Annotated in this window: 20 protein-coding genes, 1 pseudogene and 1 riboswitch; of the genes and pseudogenes, 9 read left to right on the top strand and 12 right to left on the bottom strand. The window is 60.7% G+C overall.

The features are described 5' to 3' along the window. The 3 genes from NKJ26_RS28335 to NKJ26_RS28325 form a co-directional block, all read right to left on the bottom strand. Window positions 1–900 (bottom strand): NAD(P)/FAD-dependent oxidoreductase (locus NKJ26_RS28335; RefSeq protein ID WP_502903220.1); only part of this gene is annotated, 900 nt, incomplete at its 3' end. A 136-nt stretch (window positions 901–1,036) separates the two neighbouring features. Continuing rightward, a complete protein-coding gene (locus NKJ26_RS28330; RefSeq protein WP_352606398.1) occupies window positions 1,037–2,692 on the bottom strand; it encodes an MFS transporter in 1,656 nt (551 codons plus the stop codon). A gap of 284 nt (window positions 2,693–2,976) precedes the next feature. Further along, window positions 2,977–3,366, bottom strand: a complete 390-nt coding sequence (locus tag NKJ26_RS28325) for a hypothetical protein (protein ID WP_352606400.1) — start codon at window positions 3,364–3,366, stop codon at window positions 2,977–2,979. Between the two features lie 536 nt (window positions 3,367–3,902). Here NKJ26_RS28325 and NKJ26_RS28320 point away from each other — a divergent pair. Beyond that, window positions 3,903–4,190 (top strand): hypothetical protein, encoded by a 288-nt coding sequence (locus NKJ26_RS28320; RefSeq protein ID WP_352606402.1) that lies wholly within the window; start codon window positions 3,903–3,905, stop codon window positions 4,188–4,190. Window positions 4,191–4,432: 242 nt separating this feature from the next. Beyond that, window positions 4,433–5,125, top strand: a complete 693-nt coding sequence (locus NKJ26_RS28315) for a hypothetical protein (RefSeq protein ID WP_352698696.1) — start codon at window positions 4,433–4,435, stop codon at window positions 5,123–5,125. Window positions 5,126–5,751: 626 nt separating this feature from the next. Here NKJ26_RS28315 and NKJ26_RS28310 read toward each other — a convergent pair. The 8 genes from NKJ26_RS28310 to hemA all read right to left on the bottom strand — a co-directional run bounded on the left by NKJ26_RS28310 (window position 5,752) and on the right by hemA (window position 14,408). Continuing rightward, window positions 5,752–6,513, bottom strand: coding sequence for a hydroxymethylpyrimidine/phosphomethylpyrimidine kinase (locus tag NKJ26_RS28310; protein ID WP_352538849.1), 762 nt, complete (start codon window positions 6,511–6,513; stop codon window positions 5,752–5,754). Further along, window positions 6,504–7,109 carry a thiamine phosphate synthase gene (locus NKJ26_RS28305; RefSeq protein WP_352698695.1) on the bottom strand — a complete coding sequence of 202 codons (606 nt, stop codon included), beginning with the start codon at window positions 7,107–7,109 and terminating at the stop codon, window positions 6,504–6,506. Before NKJ26_RS28305 ends, NKJ26_RS28310 begins: the two co-directional genes overlap by 10 nt. Next, the gene (locus NKJ26_RS28300) at window positions 7,106–7,879 is read right to left on the bottom strand and encodes a thiazole synthase (protein ID WP_352698693.1); all 774 of its coding nucleotides are present in this window, start codon (window positions 7,877–7,879) and stop codon (window positions 7,106–7,108) included. The genes NKJ26_RS28305 and NKJ26_RS28300 overlap by 4 nt, the downstream gene beginning before the upstream one ends. A 2-nt stretch (window positions 7,880–7,881) precedes the next feature. Beyond that, window positions 7,882–8,079: a sulfur carrier protein ThiS gene (gene thiS / locus NKJ26_RS28295; protein WP_352698691.1), complete on the bottom strand. Its 198-nt coding sequence runs from the start codon at window positions 8,077–8,079 to the stop codon at window positions 7,882–7,884. Next, on the bottom strand, window positions 8,048–9,049 hold the full coding sequence (thiO, locus tag NKJ26_RS28290) for a glycine oxidase ThiO (protein WP_352698689.1): 1,002 nt from the start codon (window positions 9,047–9,049) through the stop codon (window positions 8,048–8,050). Before thiO ends, thiS begins: the two co-directional genes overlap by 32 nt. Then, window positions 9,046–10,881 carry a phosphomethylpyrimidine synthase ThiC gene (gene thiC, locus NKJ26_RS28285; RefSeq protein WP_352558838.1) on the bottom strand — a complete coding sequence of 612 codons (1,836 nt, stop codon included), beginning with the start codon at window positions 10,879–10,881 and terminating at the stop codon, window positions 9,046–9,048. The genes thiO and thiC overlap by 4 nt, the downstream gene beginning before the upstream one ends. A 103-nt stretch (window positions 10,882–10,984) precedes the next feature. Continuing rightward, window positions 10,985–11,101: riboswitch (TPP riboswitch) on the bottom strand. Window positions 11,102–11,321: 220 nt separating this feature from the next. Continuing rightward, window positions 11,322–12,626 (bottom strand): ATP-grasp domain-containing protein, encoded by a 1,305-nt coding sequence (locus NKJ26_RS28280; protein ID WP_352698687.1) that lies wholly within the window; start codon window positions 12,624–12,626, stop codon window positions 11,322–11,324. A 570-nt stretch (window positions 12,627–13,196) separates the two neighbouring features. Beyond that, complete coding sequence (gene hemA / locus NKJ26_RS28275; protein WP_352698685.1) at window positions 13,197–14,408, bottom strand: 5-aminolevulinate synthase; 1,212 nt, start codon at window positions 14,406–14,408, stop codon at window positions 13,197–13,199. A gap of 837 nt (window positions 14,409–15,245) precedes the next feature. Between hemA and NKJ26_RS28270 the strand changes: the two genes are divergently transcribed. Beyond that, a complete protein-coding gene (locus tag NKJ26_RS28270) occupies window positions 15,246–15,923 on the top strand; it encodes a GntR family transcriptional regulator (protein WP_023747628.1) in 678 nt (225 codons plus the stop codon). 11 nt (window positions 15,924–15,934) lie between these two features. Here the strand turns inward: NKJ26_RS28270 and NKJ26_RS28265 are convergent, their stop codons facing one another. After that, entirely contained in the window at window positions 15,935–16,687 is a 753-nt protein-coding gene (locus NKJ26_RS28265) for an SDR family NAD(P)-dependent oxidoreductase (RefSeq protein WP_031213998.1), read from the bottom strand. A gap of 366 nt (window positions 16,688–17,053) precedes the next feature. Here NKJ26_RS28265 and NKJ26_RS33660 point away from each other — a divergent pair. The 6 genes and pseudogenes from NKJ26_RS33660 to NKJ26_RS28240 all read left to right on the top strand — a co-directional run. Beyond that, window positions 17,054–17,557, top strand: a pseudogene (locus NKJ26_RS33660) (ISNCY family transposase); the annotation flags it as partial. Between the two features lie 476 nt (window positions 17,558–18,033). Next, window positions 18,034–19,104, top strand: coding sequence for a TMAO reductase system periplasmic protein TorT (torT, locus tag NKJ26_RS28260; protein WP_352698683.1), 1,071 nt, complete (start codon window positions 18,034–18,036; stop codon window positions 19,102–19,104). Between the two features lie 73 nt (window positions 19,105–19,177). Further along, window positions 19,178–20,680, top strand: a complete 1,503-nt coding sequence (locus tag NKJ26_RS28255; RefSeq protein ID WP_352698681.1) for a sugar ABC transporter ATP-binding protein — start codon at window positions 19,178–19,180, stop codon at window positions 20,678–20,680. Then, entirely contained in the window at window positions 20,677–21,651 is a 975-nt protein-coding gene (locus tag NKJ26_RS28250; protein ID WP_352698679.1) for an ABC transporter permease, read from the top strand. Before NKJ26_RS28255 ends, NKJ26_RS28250 begins: the two co-directional genes overlap by 4 nt. Next, window positions 21,644–22,633: an ABC transporter permease gene (locus NKJ26_RS28245; protein ID WP_352698677.1), complete on the top strand. Its 990-nt coding sequence runs from the start codon at window positions 21,644–21,646 to the stop codon at window positions 22,631–22,633. The genes NKJ26_RS28250 and NKJ26_RS28245 overlap by 8 nt, the downstream gene beginning before the upstream one ends. A 16-nt stretch (window positions 22,634–22,649) precedes the next feature. Beyond that, on the top strand, window positions 22,650–24,710 hold the full coding sequence (locus tag NKJ26_RS28240) for a hydantoinase/oxoprolinase family protein (RefSeq protein WP_352698675.1): 2,061 nt from the start codon (window positions 22,650–22,652) through the stop codon (window positions 24,708–24,710). Window positions 24,711–24,730 lie beyond the last annotated feature (20 nt).

Here is a 24,730-nt window from a genome sequence, read left to right as displayed (position 1 = left end):
CCGGCGGCCGGAGCGATCGTTGCGGTTCCCGCCGCCTTGATCATGCTGGCGGTCTCGATTGCGTTGGGCGGCACGAGCGGCGCGATGGACTGCGTTGCGGCTAAAGCGCGGTACCAATGTCCGGCTTTGCGCAGTTCGCTGCCCAGATCCGGATCGGTGAGGCACGCGCAAGTCGGCGCTGTACCACCAGCCTTCGGGACGCGCCTCGACGACCATGCTGCAATCGCCCGGTGCGCGGTCGAAAAAGCGTGTGTAGGCGGCAAGATGTCCGTGCATGGTGAGCTTGGCGCCGAAACATCGCGCCAGCCTCCAACTGCGACCGGTCGCCCAAACCACGGCGCGGGCAACGATAGCTTCATCGGCCAGCTTGAGCAGCCAGCCTTGATCGTCGCGCACTGCCGAACCCACGGCCGAGCCAAACCGCGTGTCCACACCTGCCGCCTTGGCCGCCTGCACCATCAGCCGGTCGAATCGCGTCCGGTCGAGCTGCCAGCCGGCACCTTGAGCGGAAAACATGCCGTGCCGCTCGCTGGGAACTTCATTGGCCCACACCGAAACAAGCCCACGATTTTCAACGAAGCCGACCTCGGCGAACGGCGTCCAGACACCAAGCTGACGCAGCAGCCCATTCGCTACTGCCGGCAGCACCTCTCCCGTCTTTGGCGGATCATGCCTTCCTGCTTCCAGCAACAGCACGCTCCGCGCGGGTGCATCGTTGCCAACGCCAGTCCGGATGTGGTCGCCGCCGAACGTGATCGTCTCAGCGAGCTGGCGGGACAAAATGCCAACCTCAAGATAGCGTTGGCCCGGATCAGCGAGGCGGACTGAGGAAGACTTTAAATTCAAAAGGTGACACGCGGCAATAATCGCGTGCCGCTGTAGCCCCAGGCTCCGCTTCACCGGGGGGACCGATCGGTCGCACTCTCAGCCTGGGGTTCTTCTCTGCCACCCATCATCGAATTTTGGTGGATTGTCCGTCTCCCGCACCGGTTTGAGCGCGATAGACAAGAATCGCGTTTTCTGTGCCGGCCGGGCTTCAATGACGGGGATGGCGAAAAGCTGAGTGCTCGGGCTTGCGGGCCGAGCTTGTCGGTCGCTCGATGGAAAGTGTCATCTGAGGCGCTTCCTCTCCCGCGTGCAACTGGAAGACACGCTCGTCCAGTTCCTTGTCCACTTCCGTCAGACGATGATTGAGGCGAAGGTAGTCCGTCCAGGTCGGCGTGCGGAACGTTTCCGTCCAATGCATAGGCTTCTGCAAGTTCCGCTGGAGCGTCCAATTCCGAGCACCGACCCGGCTGTGTACATGACGCCGCTGCCGCATGAGGTCGAGGAAAGCCTCGAGATTTCTCTCGGCTATCACATATTCGACCTTGACCACGATCGGGCCGCTTCTCGGCTTCAGATTGAGAGCGACAGCCGGGGCATCGAAATCCTCCAGAGGATCGGGCTCTGAGTCGCGGCGCTCGCGAAGAGGAAACAGAACGCCGGCTGCAGCGACGAACATCAGGGAGGCAGCGGAACCCTCCAGCGCCAGGGCCAGCGAATGGTTTTCGGCCACCGTGCCCCACACCCAGCTGCCGAGCGCGATGCCACCATCTATCAAAGCATAGTAGATCGAGATGGTGCGCCCCACGACCCAGCGCGGGCTTGCCAGCTGCACGCTCACACCGACCCCTGACCAGGCGGTGACCCAGCCCGCGCCGCCCAAAGCGAGTGCAATTGCCGCCACCCCGATCGAAGTTGTCAGTGCCAGGCAAAGTGAGCACGCCGCGCAGGCGACGCAGGAGAGCCTCATCAGCCGCTCCTGCGACAAGCTCCGTCTGAACAGGCTGTTGGAGAGGCCAGCGAAGACGGCTCCGGTCCCGAAGCCGGCCATGAGCGCGCCATAGGCGAGCGGGCCTCCTCCCAGCTGATCGCGGACAACCACCGGCAGCAGCGCGAGTATGGCGATGCTCGCCAAGCCAAAGAGGGTTCCGCGCGCGATCGCGGCCTTGATTTCCGATGACATCGCCGTGAAGCGCAGCCCGTCATAGATCGCCGTCCTCATCGACTCGCGTGGAAGAGGGGAGGAACGAACCTTCCACTTGCAGCGCCAAATAGTGGCCAAGGGTACGAAATAGGTGAGCGTGGTCACCGCGAATGCCGCCATAAGGCCAAACGAGGCAACTACAATGCCGCCGAGCGCCGGGCCCACAGTCCGGACGGTATTGAATCCAACAGAAAGCAGGGTGACGGCAGCGGGAACATCTCGTCGATCCACAATATCGCCAACCGACGCTTGCCAGGCCGGATCATTGAGAGCACCGCCGCTTGCGATCAAGAAGCTGAAGCCGAGGATCATCCACGGACTGACAAAGCCCAGCGCCACCGATGCGGTCAGCATCGCGGAGGCAGTCACCATAAGGCACCGACCGGCGAACATCACCCTGCGCCGGCTGAAATTGTCAGCGAGAGCCCCGGCGAAGACAGACAAGACGAAGGCGGGCAGGTTCGATGAAGCCTGAACCAACGCAACCATCAGATCGGAAGTCGAGATCGTTGCCATCAGCCAGCTGATGGCAACAGTCTGCATCAACCAGCCGAGGCTTGAAACCTGCGTGGCGAGCCAGATCGAGCGAAAGGTGGGCTGCAGAAGTGGCCCAAAGGTCGTTGGTGCAGCCAAATCTTCGTTTGATCCAGCCACCCTACTCATTTTGCGATCCTTTGCTTTCCGTTATTGTCGCTTCCCATGTAATCTAGGCTGAACCGTGGCGGCTGGAAGAATAGATGGACCCATTTGTCTCCGACGATGTGGCCACAGTTCCTCCTGACCAGTGGTCCGGCGGCCGAGACGCAGAAATGGGCCGGCTCACTCGCCTTCGACGACATGTTGGTGAGCCGGAATTCACATGTCATTTGAGGCATCATGCTCGTTCGACGCGCTGCCGAGCGATTTTTCGCGAACGTTACCCTGTTCTTTTGTTGGAAACTCACTCATCAGCGGCGTTCGATGCTGAATGTGGCTTCCGAAAGTGAGGACGCTTGCAGATCTTTGACAGGATCAGTTCCCTGATAGATGCAGACGATTGCCAGGCCGCGATCGAAGACGCGCGCGCCCTGCTCCTTCAGTTCGGACAAAAGTCTGATGCGCTCACACATGCGATCGACGAGTTTCTGCTCGACCTGATGACATTGGCTTTCATCGTCGAATGTTACGGACGCGGCTTTGAACTTTTGGCGCGAACGCTTGCCCGTAGAAGGCTGGCGAAGGTCAGACTGTTGTCGGGAGGGGTCGGCCGGGCAGAACGGGTTCCAAAGCCTGATAGCTGAACCGGCGATCGAGCCGCGTTCTATTAACGACGTGGCGACCGCCAAAAAAAGGGCCATCGGAAAACCGAGGCCCTTTAGGAGTAAAGTCCAAACCTTCAGAGGGGAACAGCTGATACGATGGAAAGGGAGGAAACCATCGCGTGCATCAGCTGTAGCTTAATGGCTAAAAGTTGTGCAATGCGCAAACACTTTGTGCAATGCAGCTATGCAGTAACGCAAAGCCTCAAGTTGCAAGATCGAGTTTGGAAATGTTTGCTGCTCGTACGGTGATGGGCGAGATCCTTAAGCGTATGTACGGCGGCATGATGGACGCTTGCAAGCATCCAGACAAGATTATCGCGAAGCTAAAATAAGAGGTTCGATCCAATCGGCGATGCTCAATAGCCGCGCCATTCTGGCTCAGCCGGGCGTTACATCGCCTCGCCAAGTTGAGGATGTATTGGTCGCGAGCAGCCGCGCGCCAATTTGGAACCCACGACCATATGCAACGATTGGGCACTGTCCGAAGAAGGCCGAGAACGGTTGAAAGTGCGCTAGATGGAGATATTCTGAATTGGAACGGCGGCCTGGTTCATCGCCAAAACGAGACATGGATGAAAAGCAGATCGCGCCCAATGCCTGATCCAACCATTGCAACGGAAGTCCCCTGGTCGGAAAGCCTAACCGCATATGAGGACAAGCATTTCGAGCTCTATTTGAAGCTCATGGACGCTTGCGCCGACAGTGCCAGCGAAGAGGAGATGGCGCTGGATGTACTGGGTATCGATCCGGTCAAAGAGCCAATTCGCGCCCGTAAGACCCTTCGCAGTCATCTCAAACGGGTGCTCTGGTTTATGCATGAGGGCCATAAGGAACTGCTTCCAAGCCGGCCGCCTCAATAACTGCGGCGCCGAACAAGGTTGCCCGAGAGATCAGGTGGCGCCCTCGGGGGATGCGAGGACACTTGAAAGCCGCAATCGGGTATCATCTCCATACTGCGTGTGTTCGGCTCCGCACGGCAAGTGCCCTTGAGTCGAGGAGGAATGCACATGAAGAAGAAAGTTCATCTGGAAGCCTGCTGACCGATCCCTTGGGGCCCATAATCGGGTCCCAAGTTGTTCCCGACGAGCGTTGCGAGGGGCGGATGCAGGACCAGCCGGAAATCGAGCCCGGGCGTGAAACGAAGTCAACAGGTGCGAGGTTCGGCCTGCTGGGTGTGGCTGTGTTGGACGTAGGCGCCTTCATCTGGACCGGCTTCGGCGAAGGCATCCAGCAGGGCACGTCCAACGTCGTTCGGACTGTCATCGACAAGAGCATGCAGCGCCTTGGGCTCGGGCAAGCCCCCAACGCTCTTACAGAGGGCGAGTGGTATCTCTCGGTGTACTACGGTCCCGACTTTACGGATGTCACCCCCGTCGGCCTGGGGCACCCCTTCAAGCTGACATTCACGTCGGCCCCGGATTTGTCTGGCACCTACGAGAACGTTGCAGGGAGCGGCTCGGTAAGCGGCTTTGAACGACCCGGTCAACTCGTAATGACCTACTCCGGAGCAGATGGGATGTCCCATGGAGTTGCCATTCTCCAAGACATTCAGACCCACCTTTCTTCCAACAACGTCGAGCATGATTACCTGGGAGCCGTTTTGGTCCACGCTTGCTATAAGGCGGACACCCAGCAGTGCGATGCCGCCAAATCGCAATATAAATTCTGCAGGGCGATTTTGTCGAAAAACAGGGAACCCGACAAGGATCCTTCCCTCAAGGGTTACCTCGACGAACCATGTTCGGCTTTTCAGAACGATCTTAAGCTGAAGCTTAGCCCGACGGCACAGCTTTAGGCACGAAGGCGCTCACCAGGGTCGCAGCTCAAAGAGAACGGCGCCCTTCGCCGGGGGCCGTCCGTTCCGCATCCCGCCTGACGGCGGCGCGTTGCTGATGCTCCTACGGCCGCCCCGTTGAGCCGGTCTCAGGGCCACGGTCTTTCTCCTGCACCGATCTGACTTGGTCCCGCTGGCGGGCATTTCGGTGCTTCCGTTTTGTACGCTCTTCTTTCTTGGGGCGCTTCGCGGCACGGCTGCGCCGACATGGATGTGCCTACCGGCACCTTTCCTATGTAGCGGGAAGAGAGGCGCGCGGCCCTCTCTCCCCACCCACTCAAACCGGCCTTTGCTTTGCTCCAGCACTGCGGGGCCAGATCCGGCGGCCCCCGCCGCGCTGAAATGCCTCGCTCCTGCGGCCTCACACTCGCCAGGAGGCACAAGTGCATCCCCATGCCTTACTGGCAGTGCGCTTCGCCGCAGGAAGAGTCCCGTTACTTTCCCGGCCTGGCAGGGCAGCTTGTCTCGGCGCCGCTGAATTCCGATCTGCAAAGCGGCCTCATCCCGTCACGCCCTGTGAAAAAAGGGCAGGAGGGCTACGCTTCCATTTCAGCGTCAGCCGCTGAACGCTTGAGCCGGCTCTACGGCTATTCGGCTGGGGTTTTCCGAAGCTTTTCTAACACAAAGAGCTTGCCCTGGCGCACGGCGTACTCGATTGATTGCGCCTTCGCCAGATGTGCCGCAATCGAGCTGGCCAGCATGCAGCCCGTCCCGCGCATCGATGCGGCAAGACGCGGCGTGTCAAAGCGGACTGGTTCGTGATCGGGGCGCAACAGAATATCGGTTGATTGCGGTCCCGATGCATGGCCGCCCTTGATCAGCAGAGCCCGCGCGCCGGCTGCCAGCAATTCTTGGCCTTGCCACACTACGCCGTCCTCATCCACTGCCCGCTCCGAGCCAACAAGGAGTGCCAGCTCGAAGAGATTGGGGGTGACCAGACGGCAAAATGGCATCAGATCGCATTTCAGGGCGGCGATGGCGCCGGCTTCCAGGAGCGCCCGGCCTGACGTCGACGCCAGCACCGGGTCGAGCACTGCCGGCACCTGCGGATTTTCGCGCAGCACTCCGGCAACCGCAATGACGATCTCCACCGTGGCGAGCATCCCGATCTTGATGGCCGCCACTTTGTTGGCCTGCAACCCCGCACGCATCTGACCGGCCACCAGACCGGGTTGCATAGAGTGGATTTCCATGACCGCATGGTGCGTCTGCACCGTTAGCGCGGTGACAGCAAGGCAGGTGCGCACGCCAATGGAAGAGATCGTCTCGATATCGCGTGCAATTCCAGCCCCACCGCTGGAGTCTGATCCGCCGACCACGAGCACATGCGGTTCTCGCCTCAGCGCCATGGCTTTGTCTTTTCGATCCATTCTCGCGTGCGCGCTTCGGGATCGGCATTAAACGTGATGTCGGTGACCACCGCCGCGGTGTCCGCACCGGCCTCGAAGACACCGTCGAGCCGGTCGGGGTTGAGGCCGCCGATGGCGACCAATGGGATCGGCGCCACCCTATGCTTCCACTCGCTGATCCGCTCGAGCCCTTGCGGCGCCCATTTCATCTGCTTCAGGATGGTGGGATAGATGGGGCCGAGCGCGATATAGTCGGGCTCGGCAGCGATGGCCGTTTCCAGTTCGAGATGATCGTGCGTGGAAAGCCCGAGCTTCAATCCGGCGTACTTAATCGCCAGCAGGTCGGCCGCAGCCAAATCCTCCTGGCCGAGATGGACGAAGTCGCAGCCTTCCTCGATTGCCGTGCGCCAATAGTCGTTGACGATCAGTTGGCAACCATGGACCGCGCAGACGCCGTTCGCGCGGCGGATTTCCGTCCGCAGCGTGGCCTCGTCCCTATCCTTGATGCGCAACTGAACCATCTTAACGCCAAGCGGCACCAGCCGTTCGATCCAGGCGGCGCTGTCGAGGATCAGGTAGAAGGGATCGAGCTTCATGAAAATACTGCCCTGCCGATGGTCGGTGTCGATGGTATGGCGACGTCGCGCGGTTCGAGCATTCCGGAGCTGAAAGCTTCACGACCGGCCTCGACCGCCTTGCCGAACGCGCGCGCCATGCCGACCGGATCGGCCGCCCTGGCGACCGCCGTGTTCAGGAGCACGGCGTCAAAGCCGAGTTCCATGACAGTCGCCGCGTGCGACGGCCGTCCGAGCCCCGCATCCACAATCAGCGGAACGCCCGGGAAATGCCCGCGCATTGAGCGCAGGGCCAGAATGTTGACCGGCCCGAGGGCGGAACCGATCGGTGCACACCAGGGCATCAAGACCTCGCAGCCCGCCTCCAGCAGCCGCTCGGCGACGACAAGGTCATCTGTGGTATAGGGGAATACATCAAAACCGTCCTCGCACAGGATGCGGGCGGCTTCGACCAGACCGAAAACATCCGGCTGCAGCGTGTCATGGTTGCCGATCACTTCGAGCTTGATCCAATTGGTGCCGAAGACCTCGCGCGCCATTTTCGCGGTCGTGACCGCTTCCTTGACGGAGTGGCAGCCAGCAGTGTTGGGCAGGATTCTGACACTAAGCGAGCGGATCAACGACCAGAATTTTTCGCCAGCCCTGCCGCCTGCCATTTCACGGCGCAACGAGACGGTCACCACCGCCGTGCCCGAAGCCCTGACTGCATCGGCAAGGATGGCCGGCGAAGGATATTGAGCCGTGCCGAGAAGCAGGCGGGAGGGAAGCGTCGTCCCGAGAAGATCGAACATGGCTAGCCGCCCTGCATGGGCGAGAGGATTTCAATCCGGTCGCCGTCGTTCAACTGGAATTCCGCCCGGTTGGCTTTGTGCACGAGGTCGCTGTTGACGGCGGTCGCGAGCCAATCGCCCTCATAGTCAAGCGCGGCAAGCAGCGCCTCCAGCGTGGTGGCGGCAACCTCATGCGCTTCGCCGTTGACCATCAGTTTCATGAGCAAGCTCCTTGGTTCTGTCTTGACTGAAAACCAGGTCGGCAGCCTGGCGCGCCATGGCGGGGGCGAGGAGAAAACCGTGGCGGTAGAGCCCATTGATCGCGATGATTTCACCCTTGGTTTCGACGCGCGGCAAATTGTCGGGAAAGGCTGGGCGGACGCCGACACCGGTTTCAACGATCTCGGCCTCGCCAAAGGCCGGGTGGAGGGCATAGGCGGTACCCAGCAGTTCCATTATCGAACGCGCCGTAACCGGTCCGACGGACTGGCTTTCAATCATCGTCGCACCAATCATGAAACGGTGGTCGGTGCGCGGCACTGCGTACAGTGGAAAGCGCGGATGCAGCAGCCTGATGGGGCGCGACAGCGAGATATCAGGGGTACGCAGGATGAGCATTTCGCCGCGAACGCCACGCAACCTGTCATTTTGCGCTGCCATTCCCGTGCAATCGATCTGACGATCGAAACCAAAAACATGCTGGGCGTCGGCGCCGAAGTGGAATTCAACACCCGTGGCCGCGAGCTTGTCATGAAGTGCTGCCATCGCCTGGCGCGGATCAAGATGGCCCTCAGCGGGGAAGAGCAATCCGCGGCGGAAGCGGCCGGCTAAGTCGGGCTCCAGCAAGGCAATTTCATCTTCCTCGACGCGCCGATAGCCCGTCGTGCGGCTGGCGAACCGGTCGAGCTCGCCCGCATCGCGCGGCGCGGCCAAGACCAGCGTTCCCCGTCGTGCTACCAAGCCTGGCGTTGCGGCGTCCCACCAGTCGGCGGCGTCGCTTCCGAGATCCAGCACCGGCTGCTCGGCGCTTTCACGCTCGCACCACGGCGCCAACATGCCACCGGCGAACCACGACGCATTGCCCCCAAGGGCAGGCCTTGTCTCGGCAACGGTAACCGCCGCGCCGCGTGCGGCGAACTCGAAGGCGGCGGTGAGGCCAGCAACGCCCGCTCCTTTGACCAAGACCTTCATGATGGCTCACGTGGCTGAGGTATGAGCGGTGCGCCGGTCTCGTCCGCCGGCAGGTAGAGATCACCGCCCTCGCGGTATTTCGCCGCCATCGCCGCCATGCCCTCTTTCTGCGCCTCGGCACGGATGTCGTGAGAGATACGCATCGAGCAGAATTTCGGTCCGCACATCGAGCAGAAATGCGCCACCTTGTGCGCTTCCTTGGGCAAAGTCTGGTCGTGGAAGGACCGCGCGGTTTCGGGATCGAGCGACAGGTTGAACTGGTCCTCCCAGCGGAACTCGAAGCGCGCGCGGGAAAGCGCATCATCCCTGACTTTCGCTGCCGGATGGCCCTTCGCCAGGTCGGCGGCGTGGGCGGCGATCTTGTAGGTGATCACGCCGATCTTGACGTCGTTGCGATCGGGAAGGCCGAGATGCTCCTTGGGCGTGACGTAGCAGAGCATGGCGGTGCCGAACCAGCCGATCATCGCGGCGCCAATGCCTGAGGTGATGTGGTCATAGCCCGGCGCGATGTCGGTCGTCAGCGGTCCAAGCGTATAGAACGGCGCCTCGCCGCAGACGGCGAGTTGCTTGTCCATGTTCGCCTTGATTTTGTGCATCGGCACGTGGCCAGGCCCCTCGATCATCACCTGGCAATCCTTCGCCCAGGCGATCTGCGTCAGCTCGCCGAGCGTTTCCAACTCGGCGAACTGCGCCGCGTCGTTGGCATCGGCGATCGAGCCCGGACGAAGGCCGTCGCCGAGCGAGAAGGAGACGTCGTAGGCTCTGGCGATGTCGCAGATCTCCGCGAAGTGCTCGTAGAGGAAGCTTTCCCGGTGATGGTGCAGGCACCATTTGGCCATGATCGAGCCGCCGCGCGAGACGATACCCGTCACCCGGTCGACGGTCAGCGGGATGTAATGCAGCCGCACGCCGGCGTGGATGGTGAAATAGTCGACGCCTTGCTCGGCCTGTTCGATCAGCGTGTCGCGGTAGACCTCCCAGGTCAGATCCTCGGCAATGCCGCCGACCTTTTCGAGCGCTTGGTAGAGCGGCACCGTGCCGATCGGCACCGGCGCGTTGCGCACGATCCAGTCGCGGATGTTGTGGATGTTGCGGCCGGTCGACAGGTCCATCACCGTATCGGCGCCCCAGCGGATCGCCCACACCATCTTTTCGACCTCTTCCGCCATCGACGATGTGACGGCGGAGTTGCCGATATTGGCGTTGATCTTGACCAGGAAATTGCGGCCGATGATCATTGGCTCGCTCTCGGGATGGTTGATGTTGGCGGGGATGATCGCCCGTCCGCGCGCCACCTCGTCACGCACGAATTCGGGCGTGACGAAATCGGGCAGCGTCGCGCCGAAAGCCTCGCCGTCGCGCTCAAGCTTGCCGCGCAGGATCTCGCGACCAAGGTTCTCGCGGATGGCGACGAACTCCATTTCGGGTGTGATGATGCCGGCGCGCGCGTAGGCAAGCTGCGTCACCGCCTTGCCTGCTTTGGCCCTGAGCGGTCGGTGGCGGATGGGAAATTCTGGCGTCAGGCGTTCGCCCGTCGCGAATCCGTTGTCCTCCGGCCGGACATGGCGGCCGTCGCAGACCTCGACATCGCCGCGCGCCAAGATCCATTCGTGGCGAAGCCGGGCCAGGCCTTTTTCGATGCTGGTTTCGACAGCCGGATCGGTATAGGGGCCCGACGGATCGTAGACGGTGACGGGCGGTTCGCCGGCTGTCGGATGGACGGAGATTTCGCGCATCGGCACCCTGATCTGCGGGTGGATGGCACCGGGCTTGTGGATCTTACGCGAAGCAGGCAGCGGTCCCGTTGAGACGGCTGGGGTGAGGGCATTCATCTTGAGGCTCCTTTGCTCATGCATTGGAGACCCAGTTCTGTGCCGGAAGGATGAAAAGACGCTTCTGTCGACCTGCCGAAACAGCACCTCGGGCGTGAACTCCCGCAGAGCGCTTGCACCGTCCCTACGCCAGTATGAACTGGATCAGGTTCAACGGGTCACTGCGCCGCGAAAGCCAGCAGTATCTCAGCCCCTTGCCGGGACTCCCCTGGTGAATGCCTCAAGTTGAACGGGCCGGCGTTGTCTTGTCAAGCGCATGTTCGTCCTGCGGCGGCGGTGGGCGGCATTCAAATTGGGCCCAAATTGGGCCGACGGCCTCGCCATGGGTCGCGGAGAAGTTCCGCGGGAGACAAGGCAGGTGTGGCCAAAGCTGCATTTGCCTCGTCAAACTTGATGTGACATTGACGTGGGAACTGCTGCGTTTCAAGGATCTTAAGCCGTCAATGCCTGATCGGAACAGAACTGGTGGGCCGCCCGAACGCCCCACAAACATCGTGCTCTCGATCACCTCTTATTGTCGCCGGAAAAGGGGTGATCGACCAATCGATCAAGTCGACCGCTCGCTGAAGGGCGCCGTCGGTTTCAGCACGGCTGGGCGAAGTGGCAATGACATGTCCAATCCAGTCTCGGAAATCCCCCTTCCTGACGATCGGTGTCTTGGGTTCAACATTCAATTTGACCTCGGCCACACCTGATATAGCAGCTGCCTGAGTGTCGCCACCAATCCAGTCCAGGGTGCCATCTTGATCAGGAAGCAGGAATCGCGCGGCCGCAGTATGCGAATGCTTTTTGCGCAGATCCCATTTCTCGCCAATAACAAGCTTGATGTGCTCGGTGACGAGGTCGACACCGTAAGCTAACTGGACCAGTTGAGGGTCGGGCGCGCCACTAAGACGCGGATTGACTTCAATGACAACTGGACCGCGTTTCGTGCACCGGAGTTCAATGTTAGTTGGCCCCCAGCCAAGGCCGAGAGCCCGCAAACTGCTCAGCGAAACATCGGCGATGCGCTCACGCTCCTGATCGGTTAGCAGGGCCGGATACGTCACCTCACGTATGACGAAATGGGGGAGGGGACCAAAGTCATTGGCGCAAATCGCAACGACCTCATTCCCCATAACATTAATGCTATAGAACGGGCCCTGTGCGAATTCTTCGACGAGTATTTTCGGTGTAGACCGCCATATGTGCTTTCCGCCCAATAGATAGGTCGTATGTTCGGCTACGTCTTCGAGGCTGCGGCACAATCGGACACCCATGCTGCCGCTGCCTACTGCCGGCTTAAGAATCACGGGCGGGCCGATCTCTGCAGCCGAGCTTTCTACCTCCGCCGCATTTGTTGCCAACCGATAAGCCGGTATTGGAACGCCGGCCTGCGCGAGGAGTTGGCGTTGCTTGAATTTGTCGCAGCTTCGTTCAATCGATTCAGGGTTCGGTCCCGGTAGATCGAAATGCCGGCAAAGCTTGCCAACTGTCGCATAGATCGATTCATGGTCCCCGGCAAAGCCAGTAATGCCAGCAATGTCGTGGGTAGCACGCAGCCGCGAACTTTCGCGGACCAACGCTTCGAGATTGCCAGTGTCGACACGGATTGCCTCAACGTTTTCCGCCGAAAGATAGTCGTACCGAGGTGGATCAGCCGTCAGAGTAATTGGATGAAGACCAAGACACTGAGCCGCTTGGACGTATAGCTGACCAGTACCCCTATGGCCTTCGACCAATATGAGCGCTCTTCTTCTTACCATTGCTGTTAATCCCGATGTTGCGTGCTGGCGGCGGTCCGAGGGTACCGGCGTCACTTTTGTAGCCGTGCCGGACCTCAGACTCGCGGTGCCGTACCATTGTCAACGACTGACGGTTGTAAAAATCTTGCAAATTGATTTGAAGGATCTGTTGCAGCGTTTTTGATTAGGGCGGCGTCGGAGGCTTGCTCCGTTCAAACCAGGTTAGCTGGGGTTGGTGTGTGATCCCGTGGGCCTGGGCGTGACCTACCCCTCGGGTAGGGCACGCCAAGCCACATCAAACTCGCAGCACAAGAACATGCGCTCTGGTCATACCGGCTCATCGTGAGCCCTGAATCTGGAACCGGCCCGATGTGTAAGCAGCGAGCCGTCAAACGGCCCCATTCAATCATGGAGTCACATCATTTAAGATCGCGAAAGCTGTCATTGCGGGTTACGGAACTGCTTTCCGATGACATTCGAAGATGCGATCGGGCGTCAGAACCGGATCGCTGACCGCCGCTTCCACCTCGGCGAGCCCGGCTAATATAATCAGGTCTGAGGCTGCGCGCCCTGTCGTTCCCAGCATTTACATTAGGCAGCCTTGCCAAGATTGTCCCGCAGCAGAACCTGCCTGAGCGCATCGACGAACGTCCGAATATCTGTCGTACTATGGGCAGGCGTAATCGTCACCCTGAACCGCTCGGTTCCCACCGGAACACTCGGCGCCAGAATTGGCTGAACGTATATTCCATGCTGATCCAGAAGCTGGCGGGACGCTTCCTTGCAACGGAATGGATCACCAATAAGCACAGGAATGATGTGGCTTCGGGTCGGCATGACGGGGATGCCCGCCTCTTTCAGCAATCCGATTAAAAGTTTCGTTTTCCGGTGCAGATCAATTCGTTCTGAATCTGAATCGCGAAGATGGCGCAGCGCTGCCAGCGCACCAGCCGCCAGCGCTGGCGCAAGCGCCGTGGTGAAAATGAAACCGATCGAGAAGCTTCGTATGCTGTCAACAATGGAGGCAGGTCCGGTCACATAACCCCCCATCGAGCCGAACGCCTTACCTAGCGTCCCTTCGATGATGGTTGGACGATCCATGATGCCAAGTTCCGCGGCAATGCCGGCGCCTTTCGGACCGTACATTCCCGATGCATGAACTTCATCCAGAAACGTCATTGCGCCAAATTCGTCCGCCATGTCACAGATATCTTTGATCGGTGAAATGTCACCGTCCATTGAATATACCGATTCAAAAACAATGATCTTGGGTCTTGCAGGATTTACACTGCGCAGAAGCTCCCGCAAATGCGCAACGTCGTTATGCCGGAAGACGCGCTTTTCGGCCCGGCTGTTGCGGCATCCACTAATAATTGAAGCGTGGTTGTGCTCGTCAGAAAAAATAATTGTGTCCGGCATCAAAGATGCCAATGTACTCAATGATGAATCGTTTGAGCTGAAGCCGGAAACAAAAATCAATCCTGCTTCCTTATTGTGGAAAACTGCAAGCTCCCGCTCGAGCAACACGTGATAATGGTTGGTGCCACCAATGTTGCGGGATCCTCCCGATCCTGCGCCGTTGGCATCGATGGCGCGCTTCATTGCCGATAGCACTTTGGGGTGCTGCCCCATACCGAGATAATCATTAGTGCACCAAATGGTTATCTCTTTTCGCCCGTCGGGCCTATTGAGCCAGGCCTTTGGGAAGTTGCCAGACTGACGCTCCAGATCGGCAAATTCACGATACCCGCCACGGCCTTTGAGTTGCTCGATTCTTCCGGCGAAATACTTCACATAATCCAAATCAATCTCCTGTTGGGAAGCCGTTTTTCGGCGCGCTCAGTGCTGCTTCACAGCGCACCTGCGCCGGCCCATCGCGTCGCATCCCTCGACAAGCACCAGCAAGATTGGATTCGACTACGCGCTTGATCTTGCGGGGGTTTCGGCCGCTCCAGCTAATTCGGGTAACGCGCCCCAAAGTGCAAGTGAAGAGAATGTTAAATCTATTGTTACTGAAATGTCTGAAATTGTAGTGTCGCAAGGGATTTCATAATTCTGGCCAGTCGTCGTTCGATTCCTGTCGCGGCCTTGTCAGAGCTGCGCTCGGCGGGCTTTCGGGCCCGAGAGCCGCAATGCGCGAGGGCCGCGTCTTGTCGCGCAACAGCCCTTGAAGCCCTTCGGCGGCGAAACGCTCTGCAAACGCCATATGCAGCTTTTGGACGTGCTGGCCTGCCGGATCATCTTGACGGTGCCGACGTCATCGTCGGTCCAGCCGGTTCGGAGTCGCCTCAGAATCGGAAATTTCTGCCCATCAGACTGGAAATTGACACGTAAGCTTCCCGGCTCCTTCAGATGTCATCATCTCTCGCACACCAACTCATGCCACGCAGATGAGATCGCGCCTTTTTCTGTCGTCACATTCCATTGTCAGAATCGGAAAAGAAGGGTCTCCTTGTTTTTTATAAAAACAAAATTTCACAAATAATTATGAAAACGGACATGTTTGCTGCAGACAATTAACGTGCACGTACTTGTCTGCCGCTGAATAACAAAATATAGGCAGCAATTATAACTTATAAACGTAGTGAAACGCGTCAATCGACATTTCCGTAGAGCTGCAGCAGAGACGAGGGGAGTCCCATGGGCCCTATGAAGATGCAGCCCGAGGAGATGGGCAGCCTGTCCGCGCGGATTTACAGCAAGGTGCGGGATGGATTGATCATCGGCAATTTCGCGCCGGGCGATCGTCTGCTTATGCAGGATCTTGCCGAGCAGCTCGGAACCAGCATTACGCCGGTGCGCGAAGCCTGTCTGCGGCTCGTCAGCGAGCAGGCGCTCGAGTTGCGCTCCGGCAGGTTCGCCGCGGTGCCAGACCTCAGCCGCGCCCGCTACATTCAGATCAAGCTGATCCGCGTGGCACTTGAAGGGCTTGCGGCAGAACACGCTGCCGACCATTTTGCCCCCGCCGATCTCGAACAGCTTGAGACCTTCCGCGCCTCATTTGTAGAGAGCCATAAGGCCGGTAATATCAAGGAAGCGCGATCCTCCAATCGCGCTTTCCACTTCGGCGTCTACCGCCTGTCGCGTATGCCGATGCTGATCGGACAGATCGAAAGCATGTGGGCCTCGATGGGTCCAATCCTTAACGTTTACGATCGGGAAATTCCGCGCGGGTACACCGGCGCGGAAGAACATGACCATCTCATCGAGGCCTTGAGGGCTGGCGACAGGAAGAGGGCCCGCGAGGCGATCGAGAACGACATCCAGCGAGGCTCACATGGTTTTCTGCGCTATTTCGACGAGCGCGGCTCCGGCTGAGCTGAATTGCCCTAAGCACCATCGATCTGCGCGACGCGCGGTGTGCGCAGGCCGGCTGTTTCCCCGCCGTCTACAGTCACCACCGTGCCGTTGACATAGCTCGATTGATTCGAAAGTAACCAAGCGACCACATCAGCGATCTCTTCAGGGGCACCGAAGCGGTTGGCAGGGATCCGCAGTTCGAGCTGCTTCTTGCGCAGTGCATCGCTTATGATGTTGCCCATCATGCGTGTTTCGATCTGGCCGGGGCAGACAGCGTTGAAGCGGATCTCCTCGCCGAACTCCAGCGCGAGTGCCTGCGTCAGCCCGATGACCGCGGCCTTTGAGGCGCAGTAGGCAGCGAGCCCTTCTTCGCCCGTCTTTCCGGCGATGCTGGCCATGTTGACGACTGAACCCCTCCCGAGCCGCAAGCCGTCCAGCGCATGACGGATGAAGAAAAAGACGCTGCGTGCATTAACCGCAAGGACCTCATCCCAATCGTCCTGGGTGGCGGTGGCGAAGGCAATGCGCTTCGACATGCCGGCATTGTTCACGAGCCCCGCGAGCCGGCCGTTGCCAAGTTCAAGCGCACGGTCGACGACACGGCGGCAATCGTCTTCACGGACGATGTCACCGGCAACGAACGTGACACCGTGATTGGCGCGTTCGAGCGCCGCGCCCGCTTCTGCATCTCGGCCGGTCGCCACCACTCTGGAACCGCCAGACGCAAGTTTCTCCACGCAGGCCCGCCCAATCCCGTGCGTGGCGCCTGTTACGATGATCATTCCAATTCACTCCATTGCGTATTTGGCAACCGCACAGTTTGGGGGGCTCGCTTTTGGGCCAATCCCCGCCCCATCAAATCATGACGAACAACGTTGTCGTCACCTAGGATCAGTGGATCAAGTTGTGACGCGGGTTATAGCCGGTGGACTGGCCCAAGCGCCGGGCCGTCGGCCCAACGGCTAGATTGGCGATACTGCGCATGTGGCCATGTCTTTCCTCGCGTGATGGGGTGTTCCCTAGAAGCGGGGCAATATGCGGGTGTGACGACCGATAAGGCGGACCGGCTATTCCGATAGGGACATCCATACTGTCGCATGACCGACTCGTCACCCCCGCAAGGCCAGTAATGCCAGAAGTGCTGCACAATACGCCAAGAACGCACACCGACCAATCAGTGTTTCGACTGTTCGCCGCACACGGGATCGGCCTCTCAGCTGGCAAAACCATGTCGCAATGGCTGGACGTGCATCGCGATTTACGAGCCTGGTGACGCGGGACTTGCGCCGGCACGCCATCAAGGGAACCGGCCGCGACGGCTTGCCGGCGGAGGCTGTGCTGCCCTGCCCCTGCTCAGCAGCACCACCCACTAAGCATCGGGAACCCGCGTTCCATTTAGAAGCCTCCACGTTGCGGGCCTTTGCCCGGCTGCCGGGAGAATGAAGTCGCAAGACAACACCCGCAATCCGGGCGCCGACCTCTAGGAAGAACTCAGGCTGGCAAGCGCCAGACGAGAGAAGTTGGAAAGCGGCACGGTCGTGCGCGGGAACCGTCATTTCAACAATCATCCGACCGCAGCGTGTTATGGCACGCTGCGGTGCGGTTCAGCGCGGCTGTTGCAGCACGCGAATGCACTGGGCACATCTCCTCCCTAAAGACCCTATGACGATTTGGTCGATAGCGAAGTGCGGCTGCTGACCAATGGCTCTGTATTCGAAGGCCACGCTGATCGCTTTGACTTATTCGCCGGCGCTTGATGTCAGGCAACTCGATCGACAAGCCGCATACCGGTCGGTCGCGAGGAAGCCCACATCGCCGCGGCCAGTTGCATGGCTGCTGTCTCCGACCTCGTCTTTCGTCAAATGGATTGTGATCCCGGTCGAGGCAGCGAAACCGCGATTGAAGACACCTTCCCGGCTGAGCACCGGCTAATGAAAACGCTATTGACTTATAACTTATAAGTAGTACGGTGGCGTTGTGAATGAGCGACAGCGCGGACGGACCCTAAGGCGCATTCGCCGAAACGGTGACTTCCACGCATCGGCATCTCTGCTCCCAAGGCAGACCGGGGAGCCGGCGAATTTGCCGGCTCCCCACCCGGGAACACACGAAACAAATGGGGAATCACATGACCAAGAATCGCGCTTTCCGATCCATCCTCGCGGCGGCTTTCGTCACCGGCGTGGCCGTCCTGCCCAACGCCGCCCAGGCCAAGGATTGGTGGCCCTTCAAGATCAACGCGGCCAAAGGCGGCGATCTGAAAAAAGTCGAGGCACTCGACTATGTGCCGCTGGAAAAGGCCGAGAAGCCTTGGAACCTGTGCGTCTTGTTTCCGCACCTCAAGGACAGCTACTGGGTCTCGGTCGACTACGGTATCGTTGAGGAAGCAAAGCGCCTGGGTGTCAAAGTGACGGTCCTGCAGGCTGGCGGCTATGACGCGCTGCCCAAGCAGCTGTCGCAATACGACGATTGCGTCGCATCCGGTGCCCAGGGTATGCTCGTCGCCGCCATCTCGGAAGCCGGTCTGGCGGCCAAGCTGAAGGAGGGCGACGCCAAAGGCCTTGTCCAGATCGCCGTCGCCAATCCCATTCTGGAAACTCCGATCACCGCGCGCATCACTCCCGATACCTACCAGAAGGGTTTTCAGGAGGGTGAGTACCTCAAGAAGTATCTCGGCGACAAAAAGACGACCGCGATCGGCCTGCCAGGTCCGCAGGGATCGGGTTGGGCGGAGAGCTATATGGCGGGCTTTCGCGACAGCATCAAAACCGGCAACATCAAGCTCGCGGCCGAGCTCTATGGTGAGCCCGGCGTTCCGCAAAGCCTGCGCCTCGTCGAGGACGCCCTGCAGACCTATCCCGATCTCAATGTCATCTGGGGCGGGGCTGCTGCGGCGGAAGCGGCCGTCAGCGCCGTCGCCGACGCTGGCCGCGACGATGTCGTGATCATGTCGTCTTACGAGAACCAGACGATGCTGAAGCTGGTCAAGGAAGGCAAGGTGCTTGGCTTTGCCGCCGAGTATCCGGTGATGATGGGCCGCATCAGCGTCGACCTCGCGGTGCGCGCCTTGGAAAAGAAGGACTATGAGAAGGTTCTGCTGGTGGCGCCGGGTATCGTGACCAAGGACAACGTCGACAAAATCGACCCGACGCAGATTTTCGCGCCCGATGGGTGGAAGCCTGAATTTTCGGTACAATAGTCGCATCTTCGATGGGCGGCAGACCTCGGCCTGGCCTGCCGCCCTTTTTGCTTCGAGTTCGGTGGTGTCAGCGATGCTTGAACTTACGGGTATGACGAAGCGTTTCGGGGGTGTGGTGGCGCTTGACGGCGTCGACTTCTCGCTGTTGAGCGGCGAGGTCCATGCCCTTCTCGGCGAAAACGGCGCCGGCAAGTCGACGCTCATCAATCTGATAGCGGGAACCTATGGCTGGACCGAAGGCTCGTGCCGTATCGACGGCCAAACCGTTTCCGCGCTGACCCCACAGAAATCCCGCGATGCCGGGGTGGCGGCTGTGTTCCAGGAATTTAGTCTCGTCCCCGACCTCACGGTCGAGGAGAACCTGTTTCTTGGACGCGAGATCAAAGGACGGCTTTTCCTGAACCGGCGCGCGATGCGTGCCCGCGCGGAAGAACGCTTCCGCGACATTGGCTTTCACGTCGAGCTGGCCAGCAAGATCGAAACGCTCACCCGGGCGCAAAAGCAGATGGTCGAGATTGCCAAGGGCATGCTTTCGGATGCCAAAATCCTCATCCTGGACGAACCGACCGCGTCGCTTACCGACGGTGAAGCGGAAAAACTGTTCGCCGCCATCGCGGGCCTCAAGGCGCGGGGCGTCGGTATCATCTATGTGTCGCACCGCATGGCGGAGATCCGTCGGCTCGCGGACCGTGTCACGGTGCTGCGAGGAGGGCGTAAGATCGACACAGTGGCCATCGCCGCGGCATCGGACGCGACCCTGATCGAGATGATGGTCGGCCAGCCGGTCGAACGACTTTATCCGTCAATCAGCCAGCGCCCCGCCGAAATCGTGCTGGCGACCAGGGGGCTGCGTGACTCCGGTAGCGTGTCGGGCGCCTCCATCACGGTCAGGGCTGGAGAAATCGTCGGCCTGGCAGGCCTGGTTGGCTGCGGCCGCAGCGAACTTTGCCGGGCGGTGTTCGGCTTGGAGCGGGTGACGTCCGGTGAGATCGAGCTCCATGGCGCGGTGGTTCGAGCGCCAGTGCCGCACAGCATGTTGCGTGCCGGACTTTGTTACTACCCGGCCGATCGCGGCGCCGAGGGACTGGCGCTTGGCCGGCCAGGCCGCGAGAATGTGACCATGGCGGCGCTCGACGACCCGAGACTGTCCCAGGCCGGACTGCTCAAGTCGTGGCGCGAGCGCCGGGCGATAGCCGCGCCGTTGAAGACCCTGGGTCTGCGACCGATGGCGCCGGAACGCGCGGCGTCGTCTTTTTCGGGAGGAAACCAGCAGAAACTCGTGCTGGCGCGCGGTCTGATGCGTCCTGTCTCGGTCCATATTTTCGATGAACCGACGGTCGGCATCGACGTGGGCGCTAAAAGCGAGGTCTACAGGCTTATGAAAGGCCTGGTCGAGAATGGCGCGGCTATTCTGCTGTCATCGTCCGAACTGCCAGAGCTCGTTCACCTGGCCAACCGCGTCTATGTCATGCGCGAAGGGCGCATAGTCGCCGAACTCAAAGCCGACGGCATCACCGAGGCCACTGTGCTGCGTCACTATTTCGACGCCGAAACCGGCGCCACGGAGGCAGCATGAGCCCTGACACGCTGCGGCGCCGTTTTCTGGAAACCGGCGGGATCGTCATCCTGCTTCTGGTCGCGGTTGCGGCCGCGGCCGCGATCATCGAACCGCGTTTTCTGAACCGCCTGAACATCCTCAACGTCCTGCGCAATTTCTCCTTCCTGGCGGTTCCGGCGATCGGCCAGATGATCGTCATGACCACGGGCGGTTTTGATCTGTCGGTCGGCGCCACCATGGCCTTGGCGTCCGTGGTCACGGCCGCGGCGATGGCCGCGATGCCCGACGCGCATGGGCTCCAGCTGCTGGTGGCGGTAGCGCTGGCCTTGGCCAGCGGCGCCTGTGTTGGCCTGGTAAACGGCACGCTGGTGGCGCGCCTTTCCCTATCACCTTTCATGGTGACATTGGCATCGTTGTCGATCGTCGCGGGACTTACGCTCTATTACACGCAGGGTATCCCGATCTATGGCGTTTCCGACGCCTTCGTCTATGCCATCGGGCGAGGGCAGGTGCTTGGCCTGCCGCCGGTCTTGCTGCTGGCGATCGTGGTGATCGCCATCGCCATCATTCTGCAGCGTCGGACCGCGCTCGGGCGCCACTTCTACGCCGTCGGCGGCAACGTCGGCGCCGCCCGACTGTCGGGAGTGCGCACACACCGTGTGTTGATTACCGCCTATGTGCTCTCCGGTCTTTTGGCCGCACTCACCGGCGTGCTGATCACCGCCCGTATCGGTTCCGGCCAGTCGACGATCGGCGGGACGCTCGGACTGGAGACGATCGCAGCGGCGGTGATCGGCGGCGTTTCATTGCGCGGCGGCTCAGGCCGCGCCGAGAACGTCGCCATGGCCGCGCTGTGCCTGGCGATCATCGCCAATGCGATGAACCTCACGCAGATCGACAGCAAATTCCAGACGCTGGTGCTGGGTTCGGTGCTCATCGGCGCACTGGCTTTCGACCGAATTGTTCAGGGGAGGCGGGCCAATGTCTGATCGTCCAGACATGGCGGCTCCGGTTGTCCTTGACCGCGCTCGCCCGGACATCCGCCAGTTCGCGTCGCAGGCCAAGCTGCCGGGGCTCGTATTCCTGGCCCTGCTGGGTCTCGGTCTGCTCGACCCGCGCATTGTTTCAAGCGGCAATCTCTGGAACATCGCGATCCAGACGAGTTATCTCGCACTGTTTGCCATGGCGCAGACCATGGTGCTGCTGACGCGCGGCTTCGACCTGTCGCTTGGTTTCACCGTCTCGCTCGTCAGCGTCATATCGGCGATGGTGATGACCGGAACCGGCGATATGCCGATCCTGTGGGGAATCGCCGCCGGCCTTGGCGTCGGGCTGCTGATCGGCGGGCTGAACGGCTTCCTCATCGCCGGTATCGGCATCAACCCGTTGGTGACGACGCTCGGCATGGCCAACATTGTCGTGGCACTGGCTTCAACCGTCAGCGGCGGCTTTCCCGTGCCGGGCGTTCCCGAGGCCTTCACGGACGCCTTGGCGGAGGGACGGCTGATCGGCATTCCGGTGCCCATCGTGTTCGCCGCGCTGTGTTTCGCACTGTTGTTCCTGATCTTGCGCTTCACCGTGTTCGGCCGCGGCCTGTATCTCATCGGCGCCAACCCTCGCGCGGCGACGGCGGCGGGCGTTCGAACCGGACGCGTCGTTGCGATCGACTACGTGGTCTGCTCGCTGCTGGCCGCGATTGGCGCCATGCTGCTCACCGCGCGCACCGGATCGGGCGAGCCCAATCTTGGCGGCAACCTGACCCTGGAATCGATAGCGGCGGCGGTGGTCGGTGGCGTGCGCCTGACCGGCGGCGAAGGAGGCGTCACCGCGGCTCTGCTGGGTGCCCTGTTCATCACGGTCATTTCCAACGCCATGAACCTCATGCAGCTCGACGGGTATCTGCAGCAGGTTCTTTTGGGCCTCATCATTCTGGCCAGCCTGATACTGGGCCGCGATTACAAGAAACGCTAACAGCTTCGGACCTTAAATGGCTTATCAAGTCTGCATCGATATCGGCGGAACCTTCACCGATTGCCTGGTTTCCGAGCCCGGTGGGAAAATCTCGATCTTCAAATCGCCCACCACGCCCGGCGAATTCGAGAAGGGGTTCATCAACGTGCTGCACGTCGCGGCCGCCGGATACGGGCTCGATCCCGCGACGTTCATGACCGCGATCGATTTGATCGTACACGGCTCGACCGTCTCGACCAACGCGCTGGTCGAGCGCAAGACCGTCAAGGTCGGATTGATCCTCAACGAAGGACATCAGGACATCCTCGTCCTGCGCGAGGGCCCGCGCAAGGGCGCCTTCCAGTGGCGGCTCGACTATCCCGAGCCCTATGTCCCGCGCCACCTGACGAAGACGGCGCGGGGCCGCGTCGATGCGCGCGGGCGGGAGCTCACGCCTCTGTCGAGATCCGATGTCGAGGCGGCGATAGCCGACTTCCGGCGCTATGGGGTCGAAGCGATAGCGGTCGGTCTGCTTTGGTCGGTCGTCAATCCCATCCATGAAACAACGGTGCGCGAAATCATCGCGCAGGCATGGCCGGAGATCCCGGTGACGCTTAGCCATGAAGTCAATCCGATGTCGCGCGAGTATAAGCGCATCATCGCGGCCGCCATCGACGCGTCGATCAATCCGATCGTGCGAACCTATATCGAGGACTTGCGGCGAGCACTGTCGCAGGCTGGTTTCCAGGGCGAGCTGCTGCTGGCCAACTGCGTCGGTGGAATGATGCCTCCCGCCGAGATGCTGCGGCGGCCAATCTACAGCGTCATGTCGGGGCCGACGCTGGCGCCGATGGCCGCGCTGGCGCTGAGCGACGAAGCCAACGTCATCGTCGGTGACATGGGCGGCACCACCTTCGACGTCTCGGCTTTGCGCGACCACCAGATCATCGTCACCCCGGACAGCATGATCCACGACGATTCGCTGGGGATCGCGAAGGTGGATGTGAGATCGGTCGGCGCCGGCGGCGGGTCCATTGCCTGGGTCGATGATGGCGGCCTGCTGCGGGTCGGCCCACAGAGCGCTGGCGCGCGGCCGGGGCCGGCATGCTACGGAGCGGGCGGCACCGCGCCGACGGTCACCGATGCCAATGTCGTGCTCGGCATCATTGACCCCGATTATTTTCTCGGCGGCCGGATCAAGATCAGCCGCGAACTGGCCGAGAAAGCGGTCGCGAGCATCGCGACGCGGCTCGGCATCCCGCTGCTCGACGCGGCTTACGCCATCCAGACCACCAGCAACCACAACATGGTCGGGGCCATCGAGGAAATCACCATTCGCGAGGGCATAAACCCACGCGACAGTTTCTTTGTCTGCGGCGGCGGCGCGACCGCCATCCACATCGCCGAGATGGCCGACATATTGGGCTTGAAACGCTACATGATCCCGCGCTTCATGGCTGGGTTGAGCGCGTTCGGCGGGTTGATCTCTGATATCACGCGCGAGGAAAGCGCGGTTTTCCTGACCTCGACCCGGCGCTTCGACGCCGCTGGCGTCTCCGACATCCTGGCGCGGTTGAAGGTGTCGGGCGAGGCATTCCTCGAACAGGCCGGCGTTGAGCCCGAGCTGCGGCGTTTCGAGTTCTCCTTTCTTGGTCGCTACGAGTACCAGTCCTGGGAAATCGAGGTCCATTTCGAGGCCAATGAGCCGCGCCTCGAAGCGGAAAAACTCCCAAGTCTCGTCGAAGCGTTTCATCAGATGCACGAACGCATTTATTCGATCAGATCCGACCGCGACATTGTCGAATTCACCAACTGGAAGCTGCGCGCGGTGGGCAAGCGGGCTAACCAGGATGCCTGGAAGGATTTCAGGCTGGCCGACCAGGCGACGGCGCCGGTCGCCAAGACCCATCGGTCAGCTTATTTGCATGAAACCCGGCGGACGAGCTCTCTGCCTGTTTACGACATGGACCAGCTGGGCGCGGGGGCGGCGCTTGATGGGCCATGCCTGGTGGAGGCGACGACGTTCACCGCCTTCCTCAAGGACGGACATCGCGGGCGCGTCGACCCACAAGGCAACATCGTCGTGACCGTCGATTGACACCAACCTTCCCGAGCAAG

Source organism: Mesorhizobium sp. M0152 (genome assembly GCF_040322415.1).
GTDB lineage: Bacteria > Pseudomonadota > Alphaproteobacteria > Rhizobiales > Rhizobiaceae > Mesorhizobium.
The sequence above is the reverse complement of the archived record's forward strand: the minus strand, read 5'-3'. Positions and strand labels throughout refer to the sequence as shown.